Raw genomic sequence first — 19,848 nt, 5'->3', positions numbered from 1 at the left:
GGCCGAGATGACAATCAGCTCTTGTTGCGCTTCACCTGATTGAACGGCACGCCACGGTCGGCGGCGTGCTCGCGCGGGAAGCCCAAGATCCGCTCGCCGATGACGTTGCGGGCCATCTCGGAGCTACCGCCGCCCAACGAGCCGGTCTGGCGGGACAGATAGCGCACCCCGATGTCCAGCAGGCCGGGTACATCCGGCGAGCCCTCGTCGACGACGCCGGCGGTGCCGGCGATGGCCAACGCGGTGTCGACCTCGAGCTCGGTGGTCTCGGCGTGGAACAGCCGGATCAACGTACCCGCATTCGGTGGTAGTGAACCGTTTCCGATCGCCCTGCCGACGTGATCGATGAGCTGCTTCTTGACGATTCGACGCACCAGGGCCCGGCCGGCCAGGTCCTGTACGCGGGCGTCGTCACCCTGCCCGGTGGCCTCGGCCAGCCCGACATGGTCGGGCGGCATCTCGTTGGCGTTTTCTGCGCCGGTCCCGCTGGCGAACTCGGATCCGCCGCCGACGGCACGACGTTCGTGGTGGAGCTGACGCGAGGCGACTGTCCAGCCGTCGTTGACCTCACCCACCACAGCACCCGCGGGGAGTTCCAGGTTGTCGAAGAATTCCTCGCAGAATTCCTCGTTACCGTTCACCTCGGTGATGCGGCGCATGGTGATGCCAGGCGCATTGAGTGGCACCAGGAACATGGTCAGGCCCTCGTGTTTGGGCACCGTCCAATCCGTGCGGGCCAGCATCAGTCCGTAGTCGGCGGCGAAAGCGCTCGTGCTCCAGGTCTTGGCGCCGTTGATGATCCACGTATCGCCGCGGAGCTCGGCCCGGGTGATCACACCGGCCAGATCCGAGCCGCCGCTGGGTTCGGACAACAACTGGCAGAGCACCTCGTCACCGCGGATGGCGGCCGAGATGCGTTCGCGTTTCTGCTCAACGCTACCCATGTCGAGGATCGTCGCGGCGCAGATGGTGAACGAGGGGGTGTTGAGGATCAACGGCATCTCGTAGTTCACGCACTCGTCGTTGAATGCCTTCTGGTACGCGTAGTCCAGGCCGAGGCCGCCGTACTCGCTCGGGAAGCAGATTCCGGCGAACCCGCCCTCATAGAGTCGTTTCTGGAGTTCCTTTGCCCGCTCCCAGGATTCGGTTTCGGCGCGCACGGCGAACGGCGGGTTGTCCGGGTCGATGGAGGGCATGTTCTCGGCCAGCCAGGTCCGGGCGCGCAGCGCGAACTCCTCGACAGATTCTGTGGTGGCGGTGGTGCTCACGGTGTCGGTCATACCCCAACTTCCTCGGCTGCGCGGTTCTTGCGGCTCAGCGCGTACACGGCGCGGTGGTGGTCCTCAGGCGAGCCGTACATCGCCCGGTACAGGGCGACCCGCCGCAGATACAGATGCAGATCGTGTTCCCACGTCACCCCGATGCCGCCGTGTAACTGCACGCAGTCCTGAAGCATCACCGGCGCGCGTTCGGCCACATACGCTTTCGCCACACTCACGAGCTTGGCCGCCTCGGGGGAGCGGCCGGCCACCGCTGCCACGGCCCCTGCGGTGGTGGCGCGGGCGGCTTCGAACCACATCTTCATGTCGGCGGCCCGATGCTTGAGGGCCTGGTAGGAGGCCAGCGGCCGGCCGAAGCTGTGCCGGTCGGTGAGCCACTGGTTGGTCATCGTCAGGACGGCGTCGAGGATTCCGACGATCTCGGCGCACTGCAGCACCAGGGCCACCTGGCGCTGCCGTTCGAGGATGGCCGGTGTCTGCTCGGCGGTGCCCACCGCGGCGTCCTCGCCGACCTCGACTCCGTCGAACTGCACCCTGGCGTAACGCTTGACCAGGTCGACCGAGTTCTGGGTGGTGACGGTGACTCCGGGAGCATCGGTCGGAACCACGAACTGGCGGATCTGACCGTCGCACACCGCAACCACCAACACCGTGTCGCTGCGGTCTCCGGCTTCGACCCGGTCCTTGGCGCCGTCGATGCGGTAGCCCGAATCGGTGCGGGTCGCGGTGGTCTGCGCCAGTGCCGGGGCGAACGGACGGTTGGGCTCGTAGACCGCCCAGGCGGAGACGGTTTCGCCGGACACCAGCGATTCGATCAATTCCTCATGTCCGCCGGGTGCTTCGACCAGGCCGGCCAGCACGGTGCTCACCGGATGCAGCGGCCCGGGAGTGACGGCATGGCCCAGCTGTTCGGCGAGCAGGGCGAGGTCGGTGACACCGTCGCCGGACGGGCTGCCGCCGCCGAGCTCCTCGGGGACCACCAGGCTGGCCCACCCCAACTCTGCTGCGCGGCCCCACCATTGGGTGTCGAAGGAGTTGCCTTCGTCGTGCAACCCACGCACCCGGCTGAGCGGCACCTCCTTTTCCAGGAAGGCTTGCGCGGTGGAGGTGAACAGCATCTGTTCGGGATTTGCCACATCGGTCATGTAGTCGGCCCAGCTTCTTGGTTGAGTGGAGGACGGATCAGGTCAGGACGAGCGCCGGGACATCGGGCCGGTAGACCTTCTTGTTCTCGACCTTGAAAAGGTCGACGAGGTTGCCTCCCATGACCTTTCGCACACCTTCCTCGTCCAGGCCGTGGGCCTGGAGGTCATCGACGAGGTTGATCGGATCGGCCAGGCCCTCGGGGTGCGGCCAGTCGGACCCGAAGATGATGCGGTCGATGCCGCACAGGTCGGCCATCTTCTTGAAGTCGTCCTCCCAGAACGGGGCAACGTAGACGCCACGCTTGAACGCCTGGATCGGGTCCTCGGGGAACTCCTGCGGCATCTTCGAGTACACGTCTTCGAATTGGTAGAACAGATACGGCACCCACGAGGCGCCGTTCTCCACCGACAGGATGCGCAGATCTGGATTGCGGGTCAGCGCCCCGTGGCAGACCAACGCGGCCATGGTGTCTTCGATCGGCCGCTTGCCCATCGCGACCATCCGGAACGATGTCGGCTTGAACGGCAGGAACTCGTCGGCCGGTTCCCAATCGTTGAGGTACTGCGCATATCCGCTGTCGGAGGCGTGCATGCACACCGGGATACCGGCTTTGACGCACGCATCCCAGAACGGGTCGAACTCCTCCAAACCCATGGAACGGGTGCCGCGGTAACCGGGTACCGGCGCCGGGCGGACCAAGACGGTCTTGGCGCCGCGCTCCAGACACCACTCGAGCTCTTCGAGGGCTCGGTCGACGACGCCGAGATTGATGACCGGGGTGGAGAAGATGCGGTCGGCGTAATTGAACTGCCAGGTCTCGTACATCCACTCGTTGAGGGCGTGGATGATGTCGAGGATCAGGTCCGGGTCATCCTTGAGGCGTTCCTCGACGAGGCTCGCCAGCGTCGGGAACATGATCGTGTAATCCAGGCCCAGGCCGTCGAGAACCTCAAGGCGCGCTTCAGGATTGCGGAAGGCGGGGATGGCCTTCATGGGCTTGCCCATCACCTCGCGGTAGCTTTTGCCGCCGCTGCCGTGGCGGAAGTACTCCTCCTGGGCGCCGGGTCGGGCGACCACCTCGAACGTGGGGTTCGGGATGTAGTCGCTGATCTGGTTGCGCACCACGATCTTCGTGCGGCCGCGGACATCGATGTAGTCGATGACGCCTTTGCGGTGCTCGGGCAGGAACTTGGTGAGCGCTTCTTTGGGCTCATAGAAGTGGTTGTCGGCGTCGAACACCGGATAGGGAAGCTCGCGTGAGGGCATGTTCGCCTCCTGGAAGAGTCACGTTTCCAAAACTGGTAATGACGTTACCATGGGAGCGCGGGCAGGGAAGATCGGATTCGGGCGATCGCTCAGCGGCCGGGAAAAGCGCTGGCCACACCGTGGATCAGGGGGTCAGGCCGCGGAGGCAGAACTGCGAGATCTGCGCACCGTCGATGGGTGTGCCGTTGAGCTCCACTCCGAGGGAGCGCAGGCGCATCGCGCCCAACACCGATTGCATGACGAGCGTCGCGGTGGTCTGCACGTCGACGTCCGAGCGGAACCCGCCGGCATTGATTCCGCGTCGCAGAATGTCGCCGATGAGCTGGTGCAATGGCGCCAGCACCCGGGCATATTCCGTCGGCAGCGATTCGGCCAGGTGGTCGTTGTAGAAGGTCAGGCCGCGGTTGATGCTGTCCTGGATACTCGAGGAGGCCGGCGTCGTGATGCGCTCGATGAGGGTCTCCAGCGCCTCGGGGCCGGCCAACCCGTCGGTGTCGGCGCGCCAGCGCTGGGTGGACTCGGCCATGATCTTGTCGATGAGCGCCAGGAGCAGCTCGTCTTTGGTCGAGAAATGCTGGTAGAACGACCGCAACGAGGTCTTTGAGCGCTCGACCACCTCGAGCACGGTGAAGTCGGTCCGTCCGGTCTCGCCCAGGATGGCCAGCGCCGACTTCATGAAGCGTCGGGCCCGGTCCGCCTGCGCCTCGGCGCGTGTCGTCTCCGACGCTCGTTCGGCCGACCTAGCCATTGCGCCCATCACCTCCGTCATGCTGCACTTGCGAGAATGACGTTACCGGTTCGGTAGAAGCAATTAGGCGGCTTGTGATTATGTGTTGCAGCGATGAGTGAGTGGTTCCTTTTCCTGCCGCAGGTGCGGCTGGATGTCGGCGACATCGTCGAACGAGCGAAGGTGGCCGAGGCCGGCGGGTTTGACGGCATCGCGTTCATCGATCATCTGGAGGCGCCCGGCGCCACTCATCAAAGCATCTGGGAGGCAATGACTGTCGGCACCTGGGTGGCGGCATGCACCGAACGCCTGCGGATCGGCCACCTCGTTCTGTGCGACGCGTTCCGGCATCCGGCAGTGCTGGCGAAACAGGCCGTCACGCTGTCGGAGGCCAGTGGCGGCCGGTTCGAGCTCGGCCTCGGTTCGGGTTCCTGGCCCCACGAATTCGAGCGTTTCGGAATCGAGACCGGGGACGCGGCGGCGCGGGTTGGCAGGCTGGGAGAGACCCTACAGCGCCTGCGCCAGTACTGGGGTGATGACGAGCGTGGGCAGGTGCCCGGGCCCAGCCACTCGATTCCGTTGGTACTCGGCGGAACCGGAAAACGCATGATGGAGCTGGTGCGGACGCACGCCGACTGGTGGAACATTCCGTCCCATCAGCTCGATCGCCTGCCCGCGTTGCTGCCGACCGTCGGTGCGGCCCGCGTGTCGCTGCAACAGATGGTCGGTTTCGTGGGCCGCGAGGCCGACCGGGCAGCGGTGACGGAACGCAGCACACGACTGTTCGGGCACCTCGGTGACGGGCTGGTGTGCGGCGACGCCGCAGAACTCACCGAACACTTCGCCGGGTTGAGTGCTCAGGGCGTCGAACGCTTCTACGTCTGGTTCGCGGATTTCGCCGCACCACAGACCATTTCAGAATTCGCCGAGACAGTCATCAACTCGTGACAGAGAGGAAGAACATGACCACAGAACCCGAGGCTGCCGTGGCGCCGACGCAGTGGACGCTGCAGATGCTGCTCGACCTGTTCGACGCAGAACCCGCCGGAGAGAACCGCTTCACCGTGCCGAGCGGCATCGCCGGGGTGGACGAGCGCCAGGTGGTGGAGGGTACGCAGATCCTGGGCGCGGCGATCGTCGCGGCGGCAAAACGCTTCCCGGAGAAGTCGATTCGCACCGCTCATGCGGTGTTCGCCCGGGCCGTCCTGGTGGGCCCTCCGGTAGCTCTCGACATCGACGTAATCAGTGAGGGGCGTTCCACGGCCACCGCTGTGATCACTGCCTCGCAGAACGGCAAGCGCTGCATCACCATCACGGTCTTGGCCGATGTGCCCTCCGGTGACGTCATCCGCCATCACCTGCCACGGCCTCAGGTGGCCGGGCCGGCCGATGCCAACGTCTCGCGCATGCCGATGACCGGACGGGAGCTGCGACTGGTCGACGTCGTCGACGTCAACAGCCCCGACGAGGTCGGGCCGCCGGAGCTCTATGCCTGGCTGCATTACGACCCCGTCCCGGCGCGTGACGATCTGGCCAAGGCGCTGATCGCGTACTTCACCGGGCACCTGGGCATTTCGACCACCATGCGGGCCCACGAGGGCATCGGCACCGCCCAGGCGCATCTCACGGTGTCGACCGCGCCGATGACCGTCACGGTGAGTTTCCACGAGCCGGTCCGCTGGGACGGCTGGTTGCTGTACAGCCACGAGAGCACCCAGGTGGGCGCGGGCATGTCGTATGTGCGCGGCGCGGTGCACACCGAAGAGGGTGAGTTGATCGCATCCTTCAGTCAGGACGGGTTGATCCGCCCGCTGCGTACGACCGATACCAAGATCTCCGAGCACGCGCGGTTGTAGCTGCCGTCAGATCGGTCTCGGCGGCATCCATGACGTCGTTGAACACCTTGCTGAGCGCGGGCCGTCCGATCCAGCGGGTCAGTGCGGCGCCGACGATCGGGAACTTGACCCGGAACGTCGTGGTCCACACCACGTGGGTGCCGCCGTCCACCGGGGTGAAGCTCACCCGGCCGTGCCGGTGTTCCGAGGGCGGGAAACTGCGTTCGACGGTGTAATCGAAGGAATGTGGCGCGTCGTAGTCGGTGACGCGTTCCCGGAACCAACCGATCGCCCAGAGCAGGATGCGCAGCGCCCCTTGGCCGTAGGCCGCGTCATGGCCGGGTTCGGCCAGGCGCTGCCGAAGCACCAGCGGGGAACGGGTGAAATTGGCGGCGTTGCTCATGAAGTCGAACACCGCATCCTGCGGCGCGTAGATGGTGCGTTCCACGGTGACGGTCTGCATCAGTCCTCCTGGCGTCGAGTCAAGGTGCGGGTGGTGGCGGCGGCGCGGAGTTTGTCGGGGTTGCGCATCGCGTAAAGAGCGCTGATGAATCCGTCGGTCACCTCGACGAGCAGCACCGAGTCCAGCGTCCCGCCGCGACAGAACAAGATGGCCGGCAGGCAGTTGTATCCACCGAAGGAGATGTCGAAGCCGGCCATGCTGCCCTGAGCGAGACCGGCCATGAACTGGGCGACCCGTTGCGGCCCGACGATTGGGCGACGTGCAGCGGAGACCTGACCGCCGCCGTCGGACAATGCCACGACGCCGGGGGCCATCACGGCGATGAGACCGTCGATGTCCCCGGTGTGGGCGGCCTGCAGAAACGTCGTGACGGTGGCCCGTGCCAGGTGCGCGTCGGGCGTGAAGCGTCGGCGTCGGGCCTGCACGTGTTCCCGGGCGCGATGGGCGATTTGGCGCACCGTGGCATCGGATTTGCCGACCACGCGGGCAATCTCGGGATGGCTGTAGCCGAACACCTCGTTGAGGACGAAGACGACGCGCTCATCGGGGCTGAGTGTCTCCAGCACCAGGAGCATGGCCATCGACACGGATTCGGCGAGGACGGCGTCCTCGCTGACATCGGGTGCGGTCTGGATCGGCTCGGGAAGCCAATTGCCGATGTAGTCCTCGCGCCGGCGCTTGCTGGTGCGCAGGGCATTGAGGGCTTGGCGGGTGACGATCTGGACGAGGTACGCGTGTGGGTAGGTGACCTCGTCGGCGTTGATCCAGCGCAGATAGCTGTCTTGCACCACATCTTCGGCGTCGGCGGCGCTACCGAGAATCTCGTAGGCCAGCGTGAACAGCAGTGGGCGGTGGTGGGCGAATATCTCGGTCGCGTTCAGGTGATCCCCCTATGCCGTTGTGGTCACCCTCTCGGACACCGCGCACAGGCCTAACCGTGACAGCTTCCGGCTGTGAACCCGATCACATGACAACATGTGGGTCAGACGGCCGACAATGCCGATTTCAGCACATCGAGCGGCAGTCCACCCAGATCGAGCGCGCGGCTGTGGAATTCCCGCAGCGAGGATCCGCGGCGCAGCGCGTCGTCGCGTAGTTCGTGCCAGATTCGTTGTCCGATGGCATACGACGGGGCCTGCCCCGGCCAGCCGAGGTAGCGATCGAGTTCGAAGCGCAGATTGTCTTGGGCCATCGCCGAATGCGAGGTCAGGAAGTTCCAGGCCCGCTCGGCGTCCCACACCTCTCCGTCGGGCGCGGTCATGCCACAGTGCACCCCGATGTCGATGACCACGCGCGCCGCCCGGAAGCGTTGGGCATCAAGCATTCCCATCCGATCGCCCGGATCGTCGAGCCAGCCGAGTTCGGCCATCAACCGCTCGGCGTACAGGGCCCAACCCTCACCGTGGCCCGACACCCAGCAGCCCAGCCGCCGCCACCGGTTGAGCTGGTCGGCCAACGCCACCGCACGGCCGATCTGCAGGTGGTGGCCCGGGACGCCTTCGTGGAACACCGTGGTGGTTTCCTGCCAGGTATGGAACGTCCCGACGCCAGGCGGAACCGACCACCACATGCGCCCCGGTCGCGTCCAATCCTCGGATGGACCGGTGTAGTAGATGCCGCCGGTCTGAGTCGGCGCAATTCGGCACTCCAAAGTGCGAAGCGGCCCGTCGATGTCGAAGTGGGTACCGGCCAGGGAGTCCACCGCGCGATCGGACAACTCCTGCATCCAGGCCTGCAACGCCTCGGTGCCGTCGATGACGTACCGCGCCTCGCCGTCGAGCCGATGCAGGGTCTCGGCCACGGTGGCCCCGGGGTAGAGCTGCTGTGCGATCGATTCTTGTTCGGCCACAACGGCATCGAGCAGGCTCAGGCCCCACTCGTAGGCCTCGTCGAGGTCTACCTCGGTACCGAGGAACTGTCGTGACATCAACCGGTAGGTGTCGCGCCCGCAGGCGTCGGCTTCGCGGGCCAGCGGGGCGACGTCCTCGCGCAGTGCCTCGCCAAGTTGCCGGTACGCGTCGGCTGCTGCGTCTGCCCGCTGTCGCAGTTGGGCCTGCAGGCGCGGATTGTCCAGCGCTGCAACTGTTCCCATCTCGGCGAACAACCGGGCGATCTGCTGAGCCTGGCCGATCCCACGGGTGACTTGGCGTCGGGCCGGGGCGTTACCGGCGCGGGCAGTTTCCCGCAGCGCCTGGGCGTAACCGTCGGCGCGCTCGGGTACCTTGGCCAACCTGGCGGAGATCAGCGCCCAGTCGTCCTCGGTGTCGGTGGCCATCAGGTCGAACACATCGCGCATGGTCTGCAGCGGTGAGGCGATGACGTTGAGCTCGCCGAGGTCGAGCCCGGCGTCGTGGAGGTCGACGATGGCGCCGAGACGTTCACGCAGCGCAGCCACGGTGACCACGTCGACCTCGTCGACCGGTCGGACCCCGTCGAGCTCGGCCAGCGTGACTCGCGCGGCCTCCGCCCGTGCTGCGACTCCCTGCGGGGAGTAGTCGGTCAGGTCGTCGTCGTGGCCGGTGATGCCCAGCTCTGTTGCGGCACAAGGATCCAGGCGCGCGTACGTGTCGAGGTAGCGCTCGGCTACCGCGTCGACGGCGGTGGCGGGCCTAGCCAAGGTTGTTGGTGGCGAAGGTGTCGCACTTGTTCGGGTCACCGGTCTGATAGCCGATGGTGAACCACTTCTGCCGTTGTTCGGAGGAACCGTGGGTCCAGGCTTCGGGGTTGACCCGCCCGGTCGCCGCGGCCTGGATACGGTCATCGCCCACCGAGGAGGCCGCGGACAGCGCATCGGCGATGTCCTTGTCGCTCAGCGGTTCCAGGAACGGCACGTCGGTGCCCTCCTGTCGGGTGATCGACGCGTAGTGTGCCCACACGCCGGCGTAACAGTCGGCCTGCAGTTCGGTGCGGACTCCGCCGCCGGTGGCGCCCTCGGGGTCCTGCTGGGCCCGGCCGAGCACGCCGCGGAGGTTCTGCACGTGGTGGCCGAACTCGTGGGCGACCACGTATTCCTGCGCGAGCGGGCCTCCGCTGGAACCGAACCGGTCGACGAGCACCTGGAAGAAGTCCGTGTCGAAATACGCGGTGCGGTCCACCGGGCAGTAGAACGGCCCGACGTCACTGGTGGCCGGACCGCACCCGGTCTGCACCTGGCCCTTGAACAATCGGACGTGCGGACGGGTGTATCCCTTGAGTAGCTGCTGCCACACGCCGTCCACCGAGTTGCCGGTGGCGACCACGCGGCACTCGACCTTCTCGTTGGCATCGGCGCCGGTCTTGCACTGGCTCAGGTCGAAACCCTCACCCCCGATACCGCTGGTGTCCGTTTGCTGCTGTTGCTGGGGCAGCACCGTTCCCGGATCGACACCCAGGAACATGGCGAGCACGACGATGATCAGGCCGCCGAGACCACCGCCGATCGCGATGCCGCGGCCCGGGCCCCGACCACCACCGGAACTGGAAGTGGTGCTCGTGTCGATCTGCATACCCTCGTTGAAGGTCATCGCATCACTCCATCGCTTTCGGCGGTAGGTCGGTGCTCCACAGCCCGTTCAGCTTCCCACACTACGATTCAGGCGTGTCCGTCGTCGCGGAACATCCGACCCTCGCCCACACCTCGCATGGGCAGCTACGCGGCGCCCGTGAAGGCGGGGTCAGCGTATGGCGGGGCGTGGAGTACGCCCAACAACCCGTCGGTGCGTTGCGCTTCCTCGCACCGCAGCCCGTGGTGCCCTGGACCGGCATACGTGACGCCGTCGAGCACGGACCGTTGCCGCCGCAGGGACGTTCGTTCGTCGGGGGAGGCCGCGACGACCCCAAGGTCCGCGACGAGGCGTGCCTGACCCTCACGGTCTGGTCTCCGGACACCGGTGGATCGCTACCGGTCATGGTGTGGATCCCCGGCGGGGCGTTCGTCTACGGGGCCGGACAACTTCAGCTGTACAACGGTTCGCGGCTGGCCGCCAACGGCAATGTGGTCGTCGTCAATGTCACCTACCGGCTCGGCGTGTTCGGCGGGTTCGAGCTCGGCGACCTGGGGGAGGGGTTCGACGACAATCTGTGTCTGCGCGACCAGATCGCCGCGCTGCGATGGGTGCGCGACAACATCGCGGCATTCGGCGGTGATCCCGCGCAGGTGACGGTGTTCGGTGAATCGGCCGGTGCCACTTCGGTGTTGGCGCTGCTGGCCAGCCCGGCCGCCGACGGACTGTTCACCAGGGCAATCGCGCAGAGCCCGGCGCTGCCGCTGATCGCCGACCGCGAGGACCGGGCCCGTCAATCGCGTCGCTTCATGCAGCTGCTCGGCGTCGGGGCCGAGCAGCTCAAGGTGTTGCCGCAGCGTCAGTTGCGACGGGCCGCCGGTCAGCTGCAATTGGAGAGCGCGCAGCACACTCCGACGTTGGCCTACGGGCTGACCCACGGCGTGGACCTGCTGCCGCTGCACCCGATCGAGGCTGCCCGGGCCGCAGCGGTGACGCCGGTGCCGCTGATCATCGGCACCAACAGCCACGAGGCGTCGATGTTCGCCTGGGGCAAGCCGCCGATGCTGCCGACCACCCTTGCCGGCGTCGAAGATTATTTCCGTCGGCAGCCCCCGCACGTCCGGGAGCGGATCCTGGCCGGCTATCCGGACTTCCCGCGTCGCCGGGCACTGGTGGCATTCGGTTCCGACGTCATGTTCAGCGCCCCGACGTGGGCATTCGCCGACGCTTACAGCGTCCACGCACACACCCACGTCTACCGGTTCGACCACACCACCTGGACGCTCAAGGTGCTGGGGCTCGGAGCCACCCACGGTAGCGAGATCGTGCACATCCAGCACAGCTACGGGTCCTACCTGGGCCGCAAGCTGCATCCGTTGGGCCGGCGGGTCCAACCGTCGGTGGGGCGGCGGATGCAACGCACCTGGCTCGATTTCGCCACCGCCGAGGTGGCCGACTGGCCGCACTACGACGTCGATCAGCGGCTGACGCGGGTGATCCGGTCTGCGCGTGACGAGACCGTCGCCGATCCGGATGCGGTCCGGCGCACGGTGTGGCAGGACCTCGTCTAGGTGTTGTAGCGCTGGTCGGTATAGCGGCGCAGGTTGTGCAGGAAGCGCTGGAACATCCACGCCATCACCGGCCGGCCCACGGTCATGCCGAGCCGTCCGAGGAGCCCGTTGGGTTTCAATGCCATGACCCAGGTGAGGTGGCAACCTTCGGCGGTTTCCACGACGCGGTAGTCCTCGGCGAAGGCAGAGATCGCGTTCGAGGTGCTGGTGTTGAACCGGAAAGCCATGTGGGTGAAAGGTTCCCAGGCCAAGAATTCCTCGTCGCCGACGATGTGTCCGCGCATCGTGACGGTACGGGTGGTGCCCACACCGCGCGGTTCGGGGCTCGTCCACTCCACGTTGGTGATGACGGTGGCCCACTGCGGCCACGAACTCGCATCGCCGAGGACCTCGAACAGTTGCTCGGGGGTGATCGCGAGGTCGACGGTGCTGATGAAGCGGAACGGCGCACGGTCGATGAAGTCCAACTCGACGCGCTCGCACGGGTAGGTCCGGGCCATGGGTAGACAGACTAGGTGAGAGTGTCTACTCGAGTGGCATCCCCGGCCCGGTCCCGATATCGATGAGCAGTGCGCCGGCGGCGCGGGCCGGGTCTCTAGACTGGTCAGTCGTCCCACCAGTCAACATTCAGGAGTATTCGTGCTGCGCAGTCATGCCGCCGGTTCGTTGCGGCCCGCGGATGCCGGTCAAACGGTCACATTGGCGGGGTGGGTGGCACGCCGCCGTGACCACGGCGGCGTGATCTTCATCGACGTGCGCGACGCGTCGGGCGTGTCGCAGGTGGTGTTTCGCGAGGGTGACGTGCTCGCTGCGGCGCATCGGTTGCGCGCCGAGTTCTGTATCGCGGTCACCGGCGTCGTCGAGGTACGGCCCGAGGGCAACGAGAACCCCGACATCCCGACGGGGCAGATCGAGGTCAACTCCACCTCGCTGACCGTGTTGTCCGAGAGTGCCCCGCTGCCGTTCCAGCTCGACGAGACCGCCGGCGAGGAAGCCCGGCTCAAGTACCGCTACCTCGATCTGCGTCGCGAGGGTCCGGGGCAGGCAATCCGGTTGCGTTCCAAGGTGAATGCGGCCGCGCGCGGTGTGCTGGCCGAGCACGATTTCGTCGAGATCGAGACCCCGACGCTCACGCGCTCGACGCCGGAGGGGGCCCGCGACTTCCTGGTGCCCGCGCGCCTGCAGCCCGGCTCGTTCTACGCGCTGCCGCAGAGCCCGCAGCTGTTCAAGCAGCTGCTCATGGTGGCGGGTATGGAGCGCTACTACCAGATTGCCCGGTGCTACCGGGATGAGGATTTCCGCGCCGACCGCCAGCCGGAGTTCACCCAGCTCGACATGGAGATGAGCTTCGTCGACGCCGACGATGTGATGGGGATCGCCGAAGAGGTGCTGCGCGCGGTGTGGTCGACCATCGGTTACGACCTGCCGCTGCCGTTGCCGCGGATCAGTTACGAAGAGGCGATGCGCCGATTCGGCTCCGACAAGCCCGACCTGCGGTTCGCGGTGGAACTCGTCGAGTGCACCGAGTACTTCAAGGACACCCCGTTCCGGGTGTTCCAGGCGCCCTACGTCGGCGCCGTCGTCATGCCCGGCGGGGCGTCGCAGCCGCGCCGCACTCTCGACGGTTGGCAGGAGTTCGCCAAGCAACGCGGGCACAAGGGCCTGGCTTATGTGCTGATCGGCGAAGACGGCAGCCTGGGCGGGCCGGTGGCCAAGAACCTCACCGACGCCGAGCGCGAGGGCTTGGCGGCCCACGTCGGCGCCAAGCCGGGGGACTGCGTGTTCTTCGCCGCCGGGCCGGCGCGGGGCGCACGAGCCCTGCTGGGCGCGACGCGTATCGAGATCGCCAAGCGCCTCGACCTGATCGACCCGGCAGTGTGGGCGTTCACCTGGGTGGTGGATTTCCCGATGTTCGAGACCGCCGACGAGGCGACGGCCTCGGGCGACGTGGCGGTGGGATCGGGTGCCTGGACGGCCGTCCACCACGCCTTCACCGCGCCGAAGCCCGAATCGGAGGGCACGTTCGACACCGATCCCGGCAGGGCGCTGTCGGATGCCTACGACATCGTCTGCAACGGCAACGAGATCGGCGGCGGCTCGATCCGTATCCACCGGCGCGACCTGCAGGAGCGGGTGTTCGCCATGATGGGCATCGACCACGACGAAGCGCAGGACAAATTCGGATTCCTGTTGGACGCCTTCGCCTTTGGTGCACCCCCACACGGCGGCATCGCCTTCGGCTGGGACCGCATCACCGCGCTGCTGGCCGGGGTGGACTCGATCCGTGAGGTCATCGCGTTCCCCAAGTCCGGTGGCGGGGTCGACCCGCTGACCGATGCGCCGGCGCCGATCACCCCGCAGCAGCGTAAGGAATCGGGAATAGACGCCAAGCCGGGGGAGCTCAAGAAGTCATGAGCGAGATCGATTCGGACTTCGACAAGAGTGAGCTGGTCGCCGACGTGGCGGCCCTCGACGACTTCAACCGCAACGTGGTCGAGGAGTTTCGTGCCAACGGCGGCAAGGTGGGTGGCCCCTTCGAGGGTGGCACGCTGTTGCTCCTGCACACCAAGGGAGCCAAGTCGGGTCAATCCCGGCTGTCACCGCTGGCCTACCTGGATGTCGACGGCAAGGTCCTGATAGTCGGCTCCTATGCCGGCGGCCCCAAGGACCCGGCGTGGGTGCACAACCTGCGGGCCCATCCGCAGGCCCGCATCGAGGTCGGCACCGACGCCTACGACGTCACGGCCCGTGAATTGCCGGCCGACGAGCGCGACGCCACCTACCCGAAGATCGTCGAGCGTGCCCCGGTCTTCGCGGAATACCAATCGAAGACCACGCGGGCGATCCCACTGTTCGAACTCCAACGGCTGTAGATCAGAATTTGCCCGCCTGGCGAGCGACAATTCAGCGACCACAAGAAAATGGTTGCTGACCTGCAAGTAACGGCCTATTATCGAACGTATGTTCGAGTTGCTCGATCCGGCGTCGCTCACCGACGCGGCGCTGATCGGCGCGCTGGAGCACCGAACCCGGGCTGAGGCGGTCGCCGCCGCGCAGCGGTTGGCCTTGATCGGAGAAGTCGTGGCCCGCCACTGCGACGACGAAGACGACGTGTCGGCGTATTCGGCGATCGACGGGTGGGAGATCGCGGCCGCGGCGGTCAGCGCGGCGTGCAATGTGAGCCGGCACCAGGCCTCGGGGCAGATGCGGATCGCCCAAGCGTTGCGGCAACGGTTACCGAAAGTGGCGGCGGTCTTCGCCCGGGGTGAAGTCTCGGCGAAAGTGATCGCCGCCATCACCTGGCACACCCAAAACATCCTCGATCCCGAGGCGTTGGAACTGGTCGATACCGCATTGGCCGGCACCGCCCACAGTTACGGTGCGTTGTCGGTGGACAAGGCTGAACAGGCCATCGACGTGTGGGTGGAAAAGTTTGAGCCCGCCGCGCTGCGTCGTGGCCGTACCGCCGCGCGGAGTCGTGAGGTCAACTTCGGTGACGTCGACGACCCGCATGGCACCGTGTCGATCTGGGGCCGATTGCTGGCCACCGATGCCGCCCTGTTGAAAAAAGCGCTGACCGAGATGGCCCGGACAGTGTGTGAGGCCGATCCGCGGACCATGGCCCAGCGTCGCGCCGATGCGTTGGGGGCGTTGGCCGTCGGAGCGGGGCGGTTGACCTGCCAGTGCGGAAGCCCCCAATGCCCCGCCACCGGTGCTGACCCCCGCTCGACCAACGTGATGATCCACCTGCTGACCGATCAGCTGCCCCACCACGCACCCGCCTCACAGGACAACGACGGCCAGGCCGGGCCCGCCCACGACACCACCGGGCCCGCCCACGACACCGGGCCCGCGGAGAAGGTGATGGCCGAGGCGCCGCGGGATGCCCGCTTGCACGGCGACTCGACGAACTTCATTGCCGATGACATCCCGGCCGTCGCCGGCAGTCCCGCAGTCATCGTCGGCGGCGGGATCGTGCCGGCCCCGGTGCTGGCCGAGTTGATCGCCACCGGCGCCACCGTCAAACCCCTCACCGACGCCGCGGACTTGGGTGCCCAAAACCATTACCGGCCCTCAGCGAAACTGGCCGCGTTCGTGCGATTGCGCGACATGCGGTGCATGTTCCCCGGCTGCGGCGTGGCTGCCCCACATTGCGACCTCGACCACTGCGTCGCCTGGCCGCAAGGGCCCACGCATCCAGGCAACCTCGGTGCCAAATGCCGAACCCATCACCTACTCAAGACCTTCCCGGCCGCAGACGGTGGCTGGACCGACCTGCAACACCCCGACGGCAGCCACACCTGGACTGCACCCACCGGACAGACCTACCGCACCACCCCGTTCAGCCAGATCCTCTTCCCGCACTGGCACACCCAAACACCACCACCAACACCACCACCACCAACAACACCACCACCAACACCACCAACACCAACACCGCCACAGACTGGGCCGGTGCCCACACCACCGGCCCAGCGCGACCTCAAAATGCCCACCCGCACCCGCACCCGCCAACAAACCCGCACCCAACGCATCAACGCCGAACGCAGACTCAACACCGAAGACGGCGGCGATGACCCACCCTTCTAGACCCTCACACGATTGCGGAGCGGTCTGGCGGCTGCTTGCGCGAGAGTTGCTTGCGCCGTTGAACTATCGCGGCGCTACGACAGGTCGGGTCACTGGCGGCAGGCTCAGACCAGGCGCCAGCGCGGTAGGTGCGTTCGCTGCCGGAATTGCCGCGGGGACTCTCGCGACGGGCACTCTCGCAGCCGGCACGGTCGCAGCCGGCACGGTCGCAGCTGGCAGGGCGCCCGCCGGAAGGGGAGCACTCGGCAAACCGGCCGCCGGAGCCGGGGCGGCAGCCACTCCCGGAGCCCCGGCGACTCCCGGTACCCCGGCCGCTCCCGGTACCCCGGCCGCTCCCGGAACGACCGGTGCGCCTGGCACCCCAGCGACACCTGGCACCCCAGCGGCACCTGGCACCGCGGGCGCTGCCGGCGCCGGATTCGCTGCAGCGGCAGCCGCGGCCGCGTTCTGGTTGAGCACCCGCAGGAGGTCGGGCTTCATCTGTTGCAACTGCGAACCCCAGTAGTTCCAGTTGTGCGTTCCGTTCGGCGGGAAGTTGAACACCGCGTTGCGACCGCCCGCGGCGACATACTTCTGCTGGAACTCCTTGTTGGTGTTGATGGTGATGTTCTCCAGGAACTGCGCGCTGTACAACGTGCCGAAGTTGCCGCCGGGCCCGTCGAGCTCCGAGGGGACACCGTTACCGCAATACACCCAGATCGCGGTGTTGTTGGCCACGAGGCGGTTGACGTTGACCATCGGGTCGTTGCGTCGCCAGGCGGGATCGTTGGAGGTGCCCCACATGTCGGTGGCGTTGTAGCCGCCGGCGTCCTTCATGGCGAAGCCGATCATCGTGGGCCACAAGCCTTGTGAGGGATTCAGGAAGCCGGACAGCGCTCCGGCGAAGATGAACTGGGTGGGATGCCAGATCGCCAGGGTCAGCGCCGCACCACCGGACATCGACAATCCGACCACAGCGTTGCCGGTCGGCGCCACGTCGCGCTTGGCGGCCAGGTAGGCCGGCAGCTCCTGGGTCAGGAAGGTCTCCCACTTGTAGGTGGTGGTGCCGGCGCTGCCGGCGGCCGGGCGGTACCAGTCGCTGTAGAAGCTGGACTGCCCGCCGACGGGCATGACTACCGAGATGCCGGACTGGTAGAACCACTCGAACGCCGCGGTGTTGATGTCCCAGCCGTTGGCGTCGTCCTGTGCGCGCAACCCGTCGAGTAGGTACAGCGCGTGCGGCCCGCCGCCCTGGAACTGCACCGTGATGTCACGGCCCATCGCCGCCGAGGGCACTTGTAACCGTTCCACGGGCAGGCCGTCGCGCGAATACGCCGCTGCGGTCGGCGTCGACCCGGTGATCCCGACGATACCGAGCCCGGCAATCACCGAACCCGCCGTCACCATTGCCGCTGCGCGGCGCGCCATCCGACCGAACAATCTCAGTCTCACACCGGCACGCTAACAACGCCCGGGCACCCGACACCAGGGCCGCGCCCGGCGTAACCCCTCCGTTATCAAGGTGATTCGGTTCCGAAGCCGCGGGACTCGTCCGGGCTGAACGCCGCCGGGTCGGCGACGGGGATGAGCAGGCTCGATGGTGACGGGCCTCCCTGATGGAGCAGGTAGGTGCCACCGGCGAGGGCCTGGCGGGCCGGCCGCGTGGGCACCAGATGCGGAAAGTCGTAGGTGGTCAGCGTCAACCGCAGCCGATGGCCCGGCGCGATCAGCGCTGCGGTGGGGAAGATTTCCAGGTCGTAGCGCGTCAGCTCACCGGGGACCACAGCCTGTGCGGCGTCGCGAGTACTGATGTGGTGCGGCCGCAGCACCTGCCCATCGCGACCGGCAAGACTGTCGGGACCGGCGGCCGAGTACCACGTCGTCTCGGGATCCAACGCGCGATGCGAGCCCAGCAAGGCGCCCTGGGTCAGCGGTCGGCTGGCTCCGTCGGGTGCGACGTCATCGAGGTGGGCCACCCACAGCGTCTCGGTGGTGTCGGCCGTCGCGTGAACGGTCAAAGTGACCGGGCCGGCGATGAGTCGGGCTTCGGCGAATTCACTTGTGGTGTAGGTCAGTGCTTCTCGCTGCAGTCGCCGGTTGTCCAGGTCGTAGCTGATCCGGCGACCGGTCTGGGAGGCCATGAAGCTGCCCATACCCAGGCTCCACTGCTCCAGGCTGCGACCGGAGATCGGACCGCGCACCGTATAACGCAAGGTGGCTTCGGTCGGCTCGGCCGCCGGTTCGGTGGTGAGGTGGCCCCCTTCGGCCAAAAAGAGCCGCGTCGGTGTGGCTTCAGGAAACGGATAGTCCTCGGCCTGGAACCAATCCGAGCTGCCGATGGCCTGGAAGCGGATCGGCGCACCGGTCACCGCGGCAGACGCATCGTCCTTGAGCCAACGGTCGAACCACCGCAATTGCAACGCATGCAGATGCAGGCCGTCGAGATCCGACACGTGATACCAGGGGCCCATGATCAACTGCACGCGCTCGGACAGCGGCTGGCCCGGCTGCATCGGGACGTGCGATGGACGCCCCGCGTAGGCGTTCTGCAGCGCGACATAGTTCAGCGGGGCGCCACGCTGGAAAGCGTCGTGCCAGCCGCCGACCAGGAAGACGGCAACCTGGTTGCGCGCAATGTCGGGTAGCACGTCCGATGCCCGCATGGAGTCCCAGAACGGGCCGTCGAAAGCGGTGTCGCCGCCGGCTGCGGCATCGGCGATCATCGTGCGGAAATACTGGCGTTGGTCGCGCCCGCGCTGACGGACCGCGGCCAGGCCACCGACCCGGGGACGCTCATGGGCGCCGCGCTTGGCGAACTCCAGGACCGGGTTGACGACGTTGAGCAGTGAATAGACCGCACCATAGGCCCGCACCGTACGCATGTGCGGCACCCCGCCCATCGTGACCACGTCGCGATAGAAATCGTTGGCGGCCATCACCGGGAAGATCGCCTTCAGCGGCGAATCGGGGCCGACTGCCGCAGCGGTGAGCAGTTGGTTGGCCGCGAGATAGGAGATTCCGAACATGCCGACCCGGCCATTCGAATTCGGCAGCCGTGCAGCCCAATTCACCAGGTCGACACCATCGGAAACCTGTACGGCACCCAGCATCTCGAACGATCCGCCGGAGGCGCCGGTGCCGCGCACATCGGCCATCACCTCGATGTAGCCACGCCGGATCAGGTAGGGCGTCGCCCCGCCGCCGATCTGGGCGGCCGGCGGTGGAGCCTTCTTCCCGTAAGGGGTGATGGACAGCAGGACCGGGAAGGGGCCCGGCGCCGGTGCACCGGTCTCCGGGATCGTCGGATAGTGGATGTCGACGCGGAGCACGGTGCCGTCCGAGGTGCGGACCGCGACGTTGTGGTGGATCCCGACGCCGTAGCGGGCCGGTCCGGGCGTCCATTCCGGTTGCAGCGGCGACGGAGTGCGTTTACGGACGCGGGTCGTGGTCCGCCCGGCCACCTTCTTGCTCCTCCGAAGCTGCCACCGGTTTGCCATCCCGTCCTCCTC

At 66.9% G+C, this 19,848-nt stretch carries 17 protein-coding genes; 6 read left to right on the top strand and 11 right to left on the bottom strand.

The genetic code is table 11. The annotated features are described in order from the left end of the window. Positions 1 to 14: 14 nt before the first annotated feature. The 4 genes from A5740_RS08985 to A5740_RS08970 all read right to left on the bottom strand — a co-directional run bounded on the left by A5740_RS08985 (position 15) and on the right by A5740_RS08970 (position 4,440). Positions 15 to 1,280 (bottom strand): acyl-CoA dehydrogenase family protein, encoded by a 1,266-nt coding sequence (locus A5740_RS08985; protein ID WP_076193274.1) that lies wholly within the window; start codon positions 1,278 to 1,280, stop codon positions 15 to 17. Continuing rightward, entirely contained in the window at positions 1,277 to 2,425 is a 1,149-nt protein-coding gene (locus tag A5740_RS08980; RefSeq protein WP_076193272.1) for an acyl-CoA dehydrogenase family protein, read from the bottom strand. The genes A5740_RS08985 and A5740_RS08980 overlap by 4 nt, the downstream gene beginning before the upstream one ends. A gap of 37 nt (positions 2,426 to 2,462) precedes the next feature. Next, complete coding sequence (locus A5740_RS08975) at positions 2,463 to 3,692, bottom strand: amidohydrolase family protein (protein WP_076193271.1); 1,230 nt, start codon at positions 3,690 to 3,692, stop codon at positions 2,463 to 2,465. A gap of 124 nt (positions 3,693 to 3,816) precedes the next feature. Next, the gene (locus A5740_RS08970; RefSeq protein WP_076193332.1) at positions 3,817 to 4,440 is read right to left on the bottom strand and encodes a TetR/AcrR family transcriptional regulator; all 624 of its coding nucleotides are present in this window, start codon (positions 4,438 to 4,440) and stop codon (positions 3,817 to 3,819) included. Positions 4,441 to 4,533: 93 nt separating this feature from the next. Here A5740_RS08970 and A5740_RS08965 point away from each other — a divergent pair, with 93 nt between their 5' ends. Together A5740_RS08965 and A5740_RS08960 are read left to right on the top strand one after the other, a co-directional pair. Next, a complete protein-coding gene (locus A5740_RS08965; protein WP_076193269.1) occupies positions 4,534 to 5,367 on the top strand; it encodes an LLM class flavin-dependent oxidoreductase in 834 nt (277 codons plus the stop codon). A 14-nt stretch (positions 5,368 to 5,381) separates the two neighbouring features. Further along, positions 5,382 to 6,275 (top strand): acyl-CoA thioesterase II, encoded by an 894-nt coding sequence (locus A5740_RS08960; RefSeq protein ID WP_076193267.1) that lies wholly within the window; start codon positions 5,382 to 5,384, stop codon positions 6,273 to 6,275. On the opposite strand, the gene A5740_RS08955 is transcribed toward A5740_RS08960, so the two are convergent. The 4 genes from A5740_RS08955 to A5740_RS08940 all read right to left on the bottom strand — a co-directional run bounded on the left by A5740_RS08955 (position 6,205) and on the right by A5740_RS08940 (position 10,220). Next, entirely contained in the window at positions 6,205 to 6,717 is a 513-nt protein-coding gene (locus A5740_RS08955) for an SRPBCC family protein (protein ID WP_076193266.1), read from the bottom strand. The two genes, A5740_RS08960 and A5740_RS08955, sit on opposite strands and share 71 nt — an antisense overlap. Continuing rightward, on the bottom strand, positions 6,717 to 7,598 hold the full coding sequence (locus A5740_RS08950; protein ID WP_076193264.1) for an RNA polymerase sigma-70 factor: 882 nt from the start codon (positions 7,596 to 7,598) through the stop codon (positions 6,717 to 6,719). Before A5740_RS08950 ends, A5740_RS08955 begins: the two co-directional genes overlap by 1 nt. A gap of 101 nt (positions 7,599 to 7,699) precedes the next feature. Continuing rightward, positions 7,700 to 9,334 carry a DUF885 domain-containing protein gene (locus A5740_RS08945; protein WP_076193262.1) on the bottom strand — a complete coding sequence of 545 codons (1,635 nt, stop codon included), beginning with the start codon at positions 9,332 to 9,334 and terminating at the stop codon, positions 7,700 to 7,702. Next, positions 9,327 to 10,220: a neutral zinc metallopeptidase gene (locus A5740_RS08940; RefSeq protein ID WP_076193261.1), complete on the bottom strand. Its 894-nt coding sequence runs from the start codon at positions 10,218 to 10,220 to the stop codon at positions 9,327 to 9,329. Before A5740_RS08940 ends, A5740_RS08945 begins: the two co-directional genes overlap by 8 nt. Positions 10,221 to 10,294: 74 nt before the next feature. On the opposite strand from A5740_RS08940, the gene A5740_RS08935 reads away from it, so the two are divergent. Then, a complete protein-coding gene (locus A5740_RS08935) occupies positions 10,295 to 11,770 on the top strand; it encodes a carboxylesterase/lipase family protein (RefSeq protein ID WP_076193330.1) in 1,476 nt (491 codons plus the stop codon). On the opposite strand, the gene A5740_RS08930 is transcribed toward A5740_RS08935, so the two are convergent. Continuing rightward, positions 11,767 to 12,270 carry an SRPBCC family protein gene (locus tag A5740_RS08930; RefSeq protein ID WP_076193259.1) on the bottom strand — a complete coding sequence of 168 codons (504 nt, stop codon included), beginning with the start codon at positions 12,268 to 12,270 and terminating at the stop codon, positions 11,767 to 11,769. The genes A5740_RS08935 and A5740_RS08930 overlap by 4 nt on opposite strands. 139 nt (positions 12,271 to 12,409) lie before the next feature. On the opposite strand from A5740_RS08930, the gene aspS reads away from it, so the two are divergent. The 3 genes from aspS (at position 12,410) to A5740_RS08915 (ending at position 16,360) form a co-directional block, all read left to right on the top strand. Beyond that, a complete protein-coding gene (aspS, locus tag A5740_RS08925) occupies positions 12,410 to 14,185 on the top strand; it encodes an aspartate--tRNA ligase (protein ID WP_076193257.1) in 1,776 nt (591 codons plus the stop codon). After that, positions 14,182 to 14,643, top strand: coding sequence for a nitroreductase family deazaflavin-dependent oxidoreductase (locus tag A5740_RS08920; RefSeq protein ID WP_076193255.1), 462 nt, complete (start codon positions 14,182 to 14,184; stop codon positions 14,641 to 14,643). Before aspS ends, A5740_RS08920 begins: the two co-directional genes overlap by 4 nt. 88 nt (positions 14,644 to 14,731) lie before the next feature. Next, positions 14,732 to 16,360 (top strand): HNH endonuclease signature motif containing protein, encoded by a 1,629-nt coding sequence (locus tag A5740_RS08915; protein ID WP_076193254.1) that lies wholly within the window; start codon positions 14,732 to 14,734, stop codon positions 16,358 to 16,360. Between the two features lie 63 nt (positions 16,361 to 16,423). Here the strand turns inward: A5740_RS08915 and A5740_RS08910 are convergent, their stop codons facing one another. After that, positions 16,424 to 17,767 carry an esterase family protein gene (locus A5740_RS08910; RefSeq protein ID WP_076193253.1) on the bottom strand — a complete coding sequence of 448 codons (1,344 nt, stop codon included), beginning with the start codon at positions 17,765 to 17,767 and terminating at the stop codon, positions 16,424 to 16,426. Positions 17,768 to 17,856: 89 nt separating this feature from the next. Beyond that, complete coding sequence (locus A5740_RS08905; RefSeq protein ID WP_083653980.1) at positions 17,857 to 19,836, bottom strand: CocE/NonD family hydrolase; 1,980 nt, start codon at positions 19,834 to 19,836, stop codon at positions 17,857 to 17,859. Positions 19,837 to 19,848: the final 12 nt, after the last annotated feature.

This window comes from Mycobacterium sp. GA-1841 (assembly GCF_001954135.1).
Classification (GTDB): Bacteria; Actinomycetota; Actinomycetes; order Mycobacteriales; family Mycobacteriaceae; genus Mycobacterium.
The sequence above is the reverse complement of the archived record's forward strand: the minus strand, read 5'-3'. Positions and strand labels throughout refer to the sequence as shown.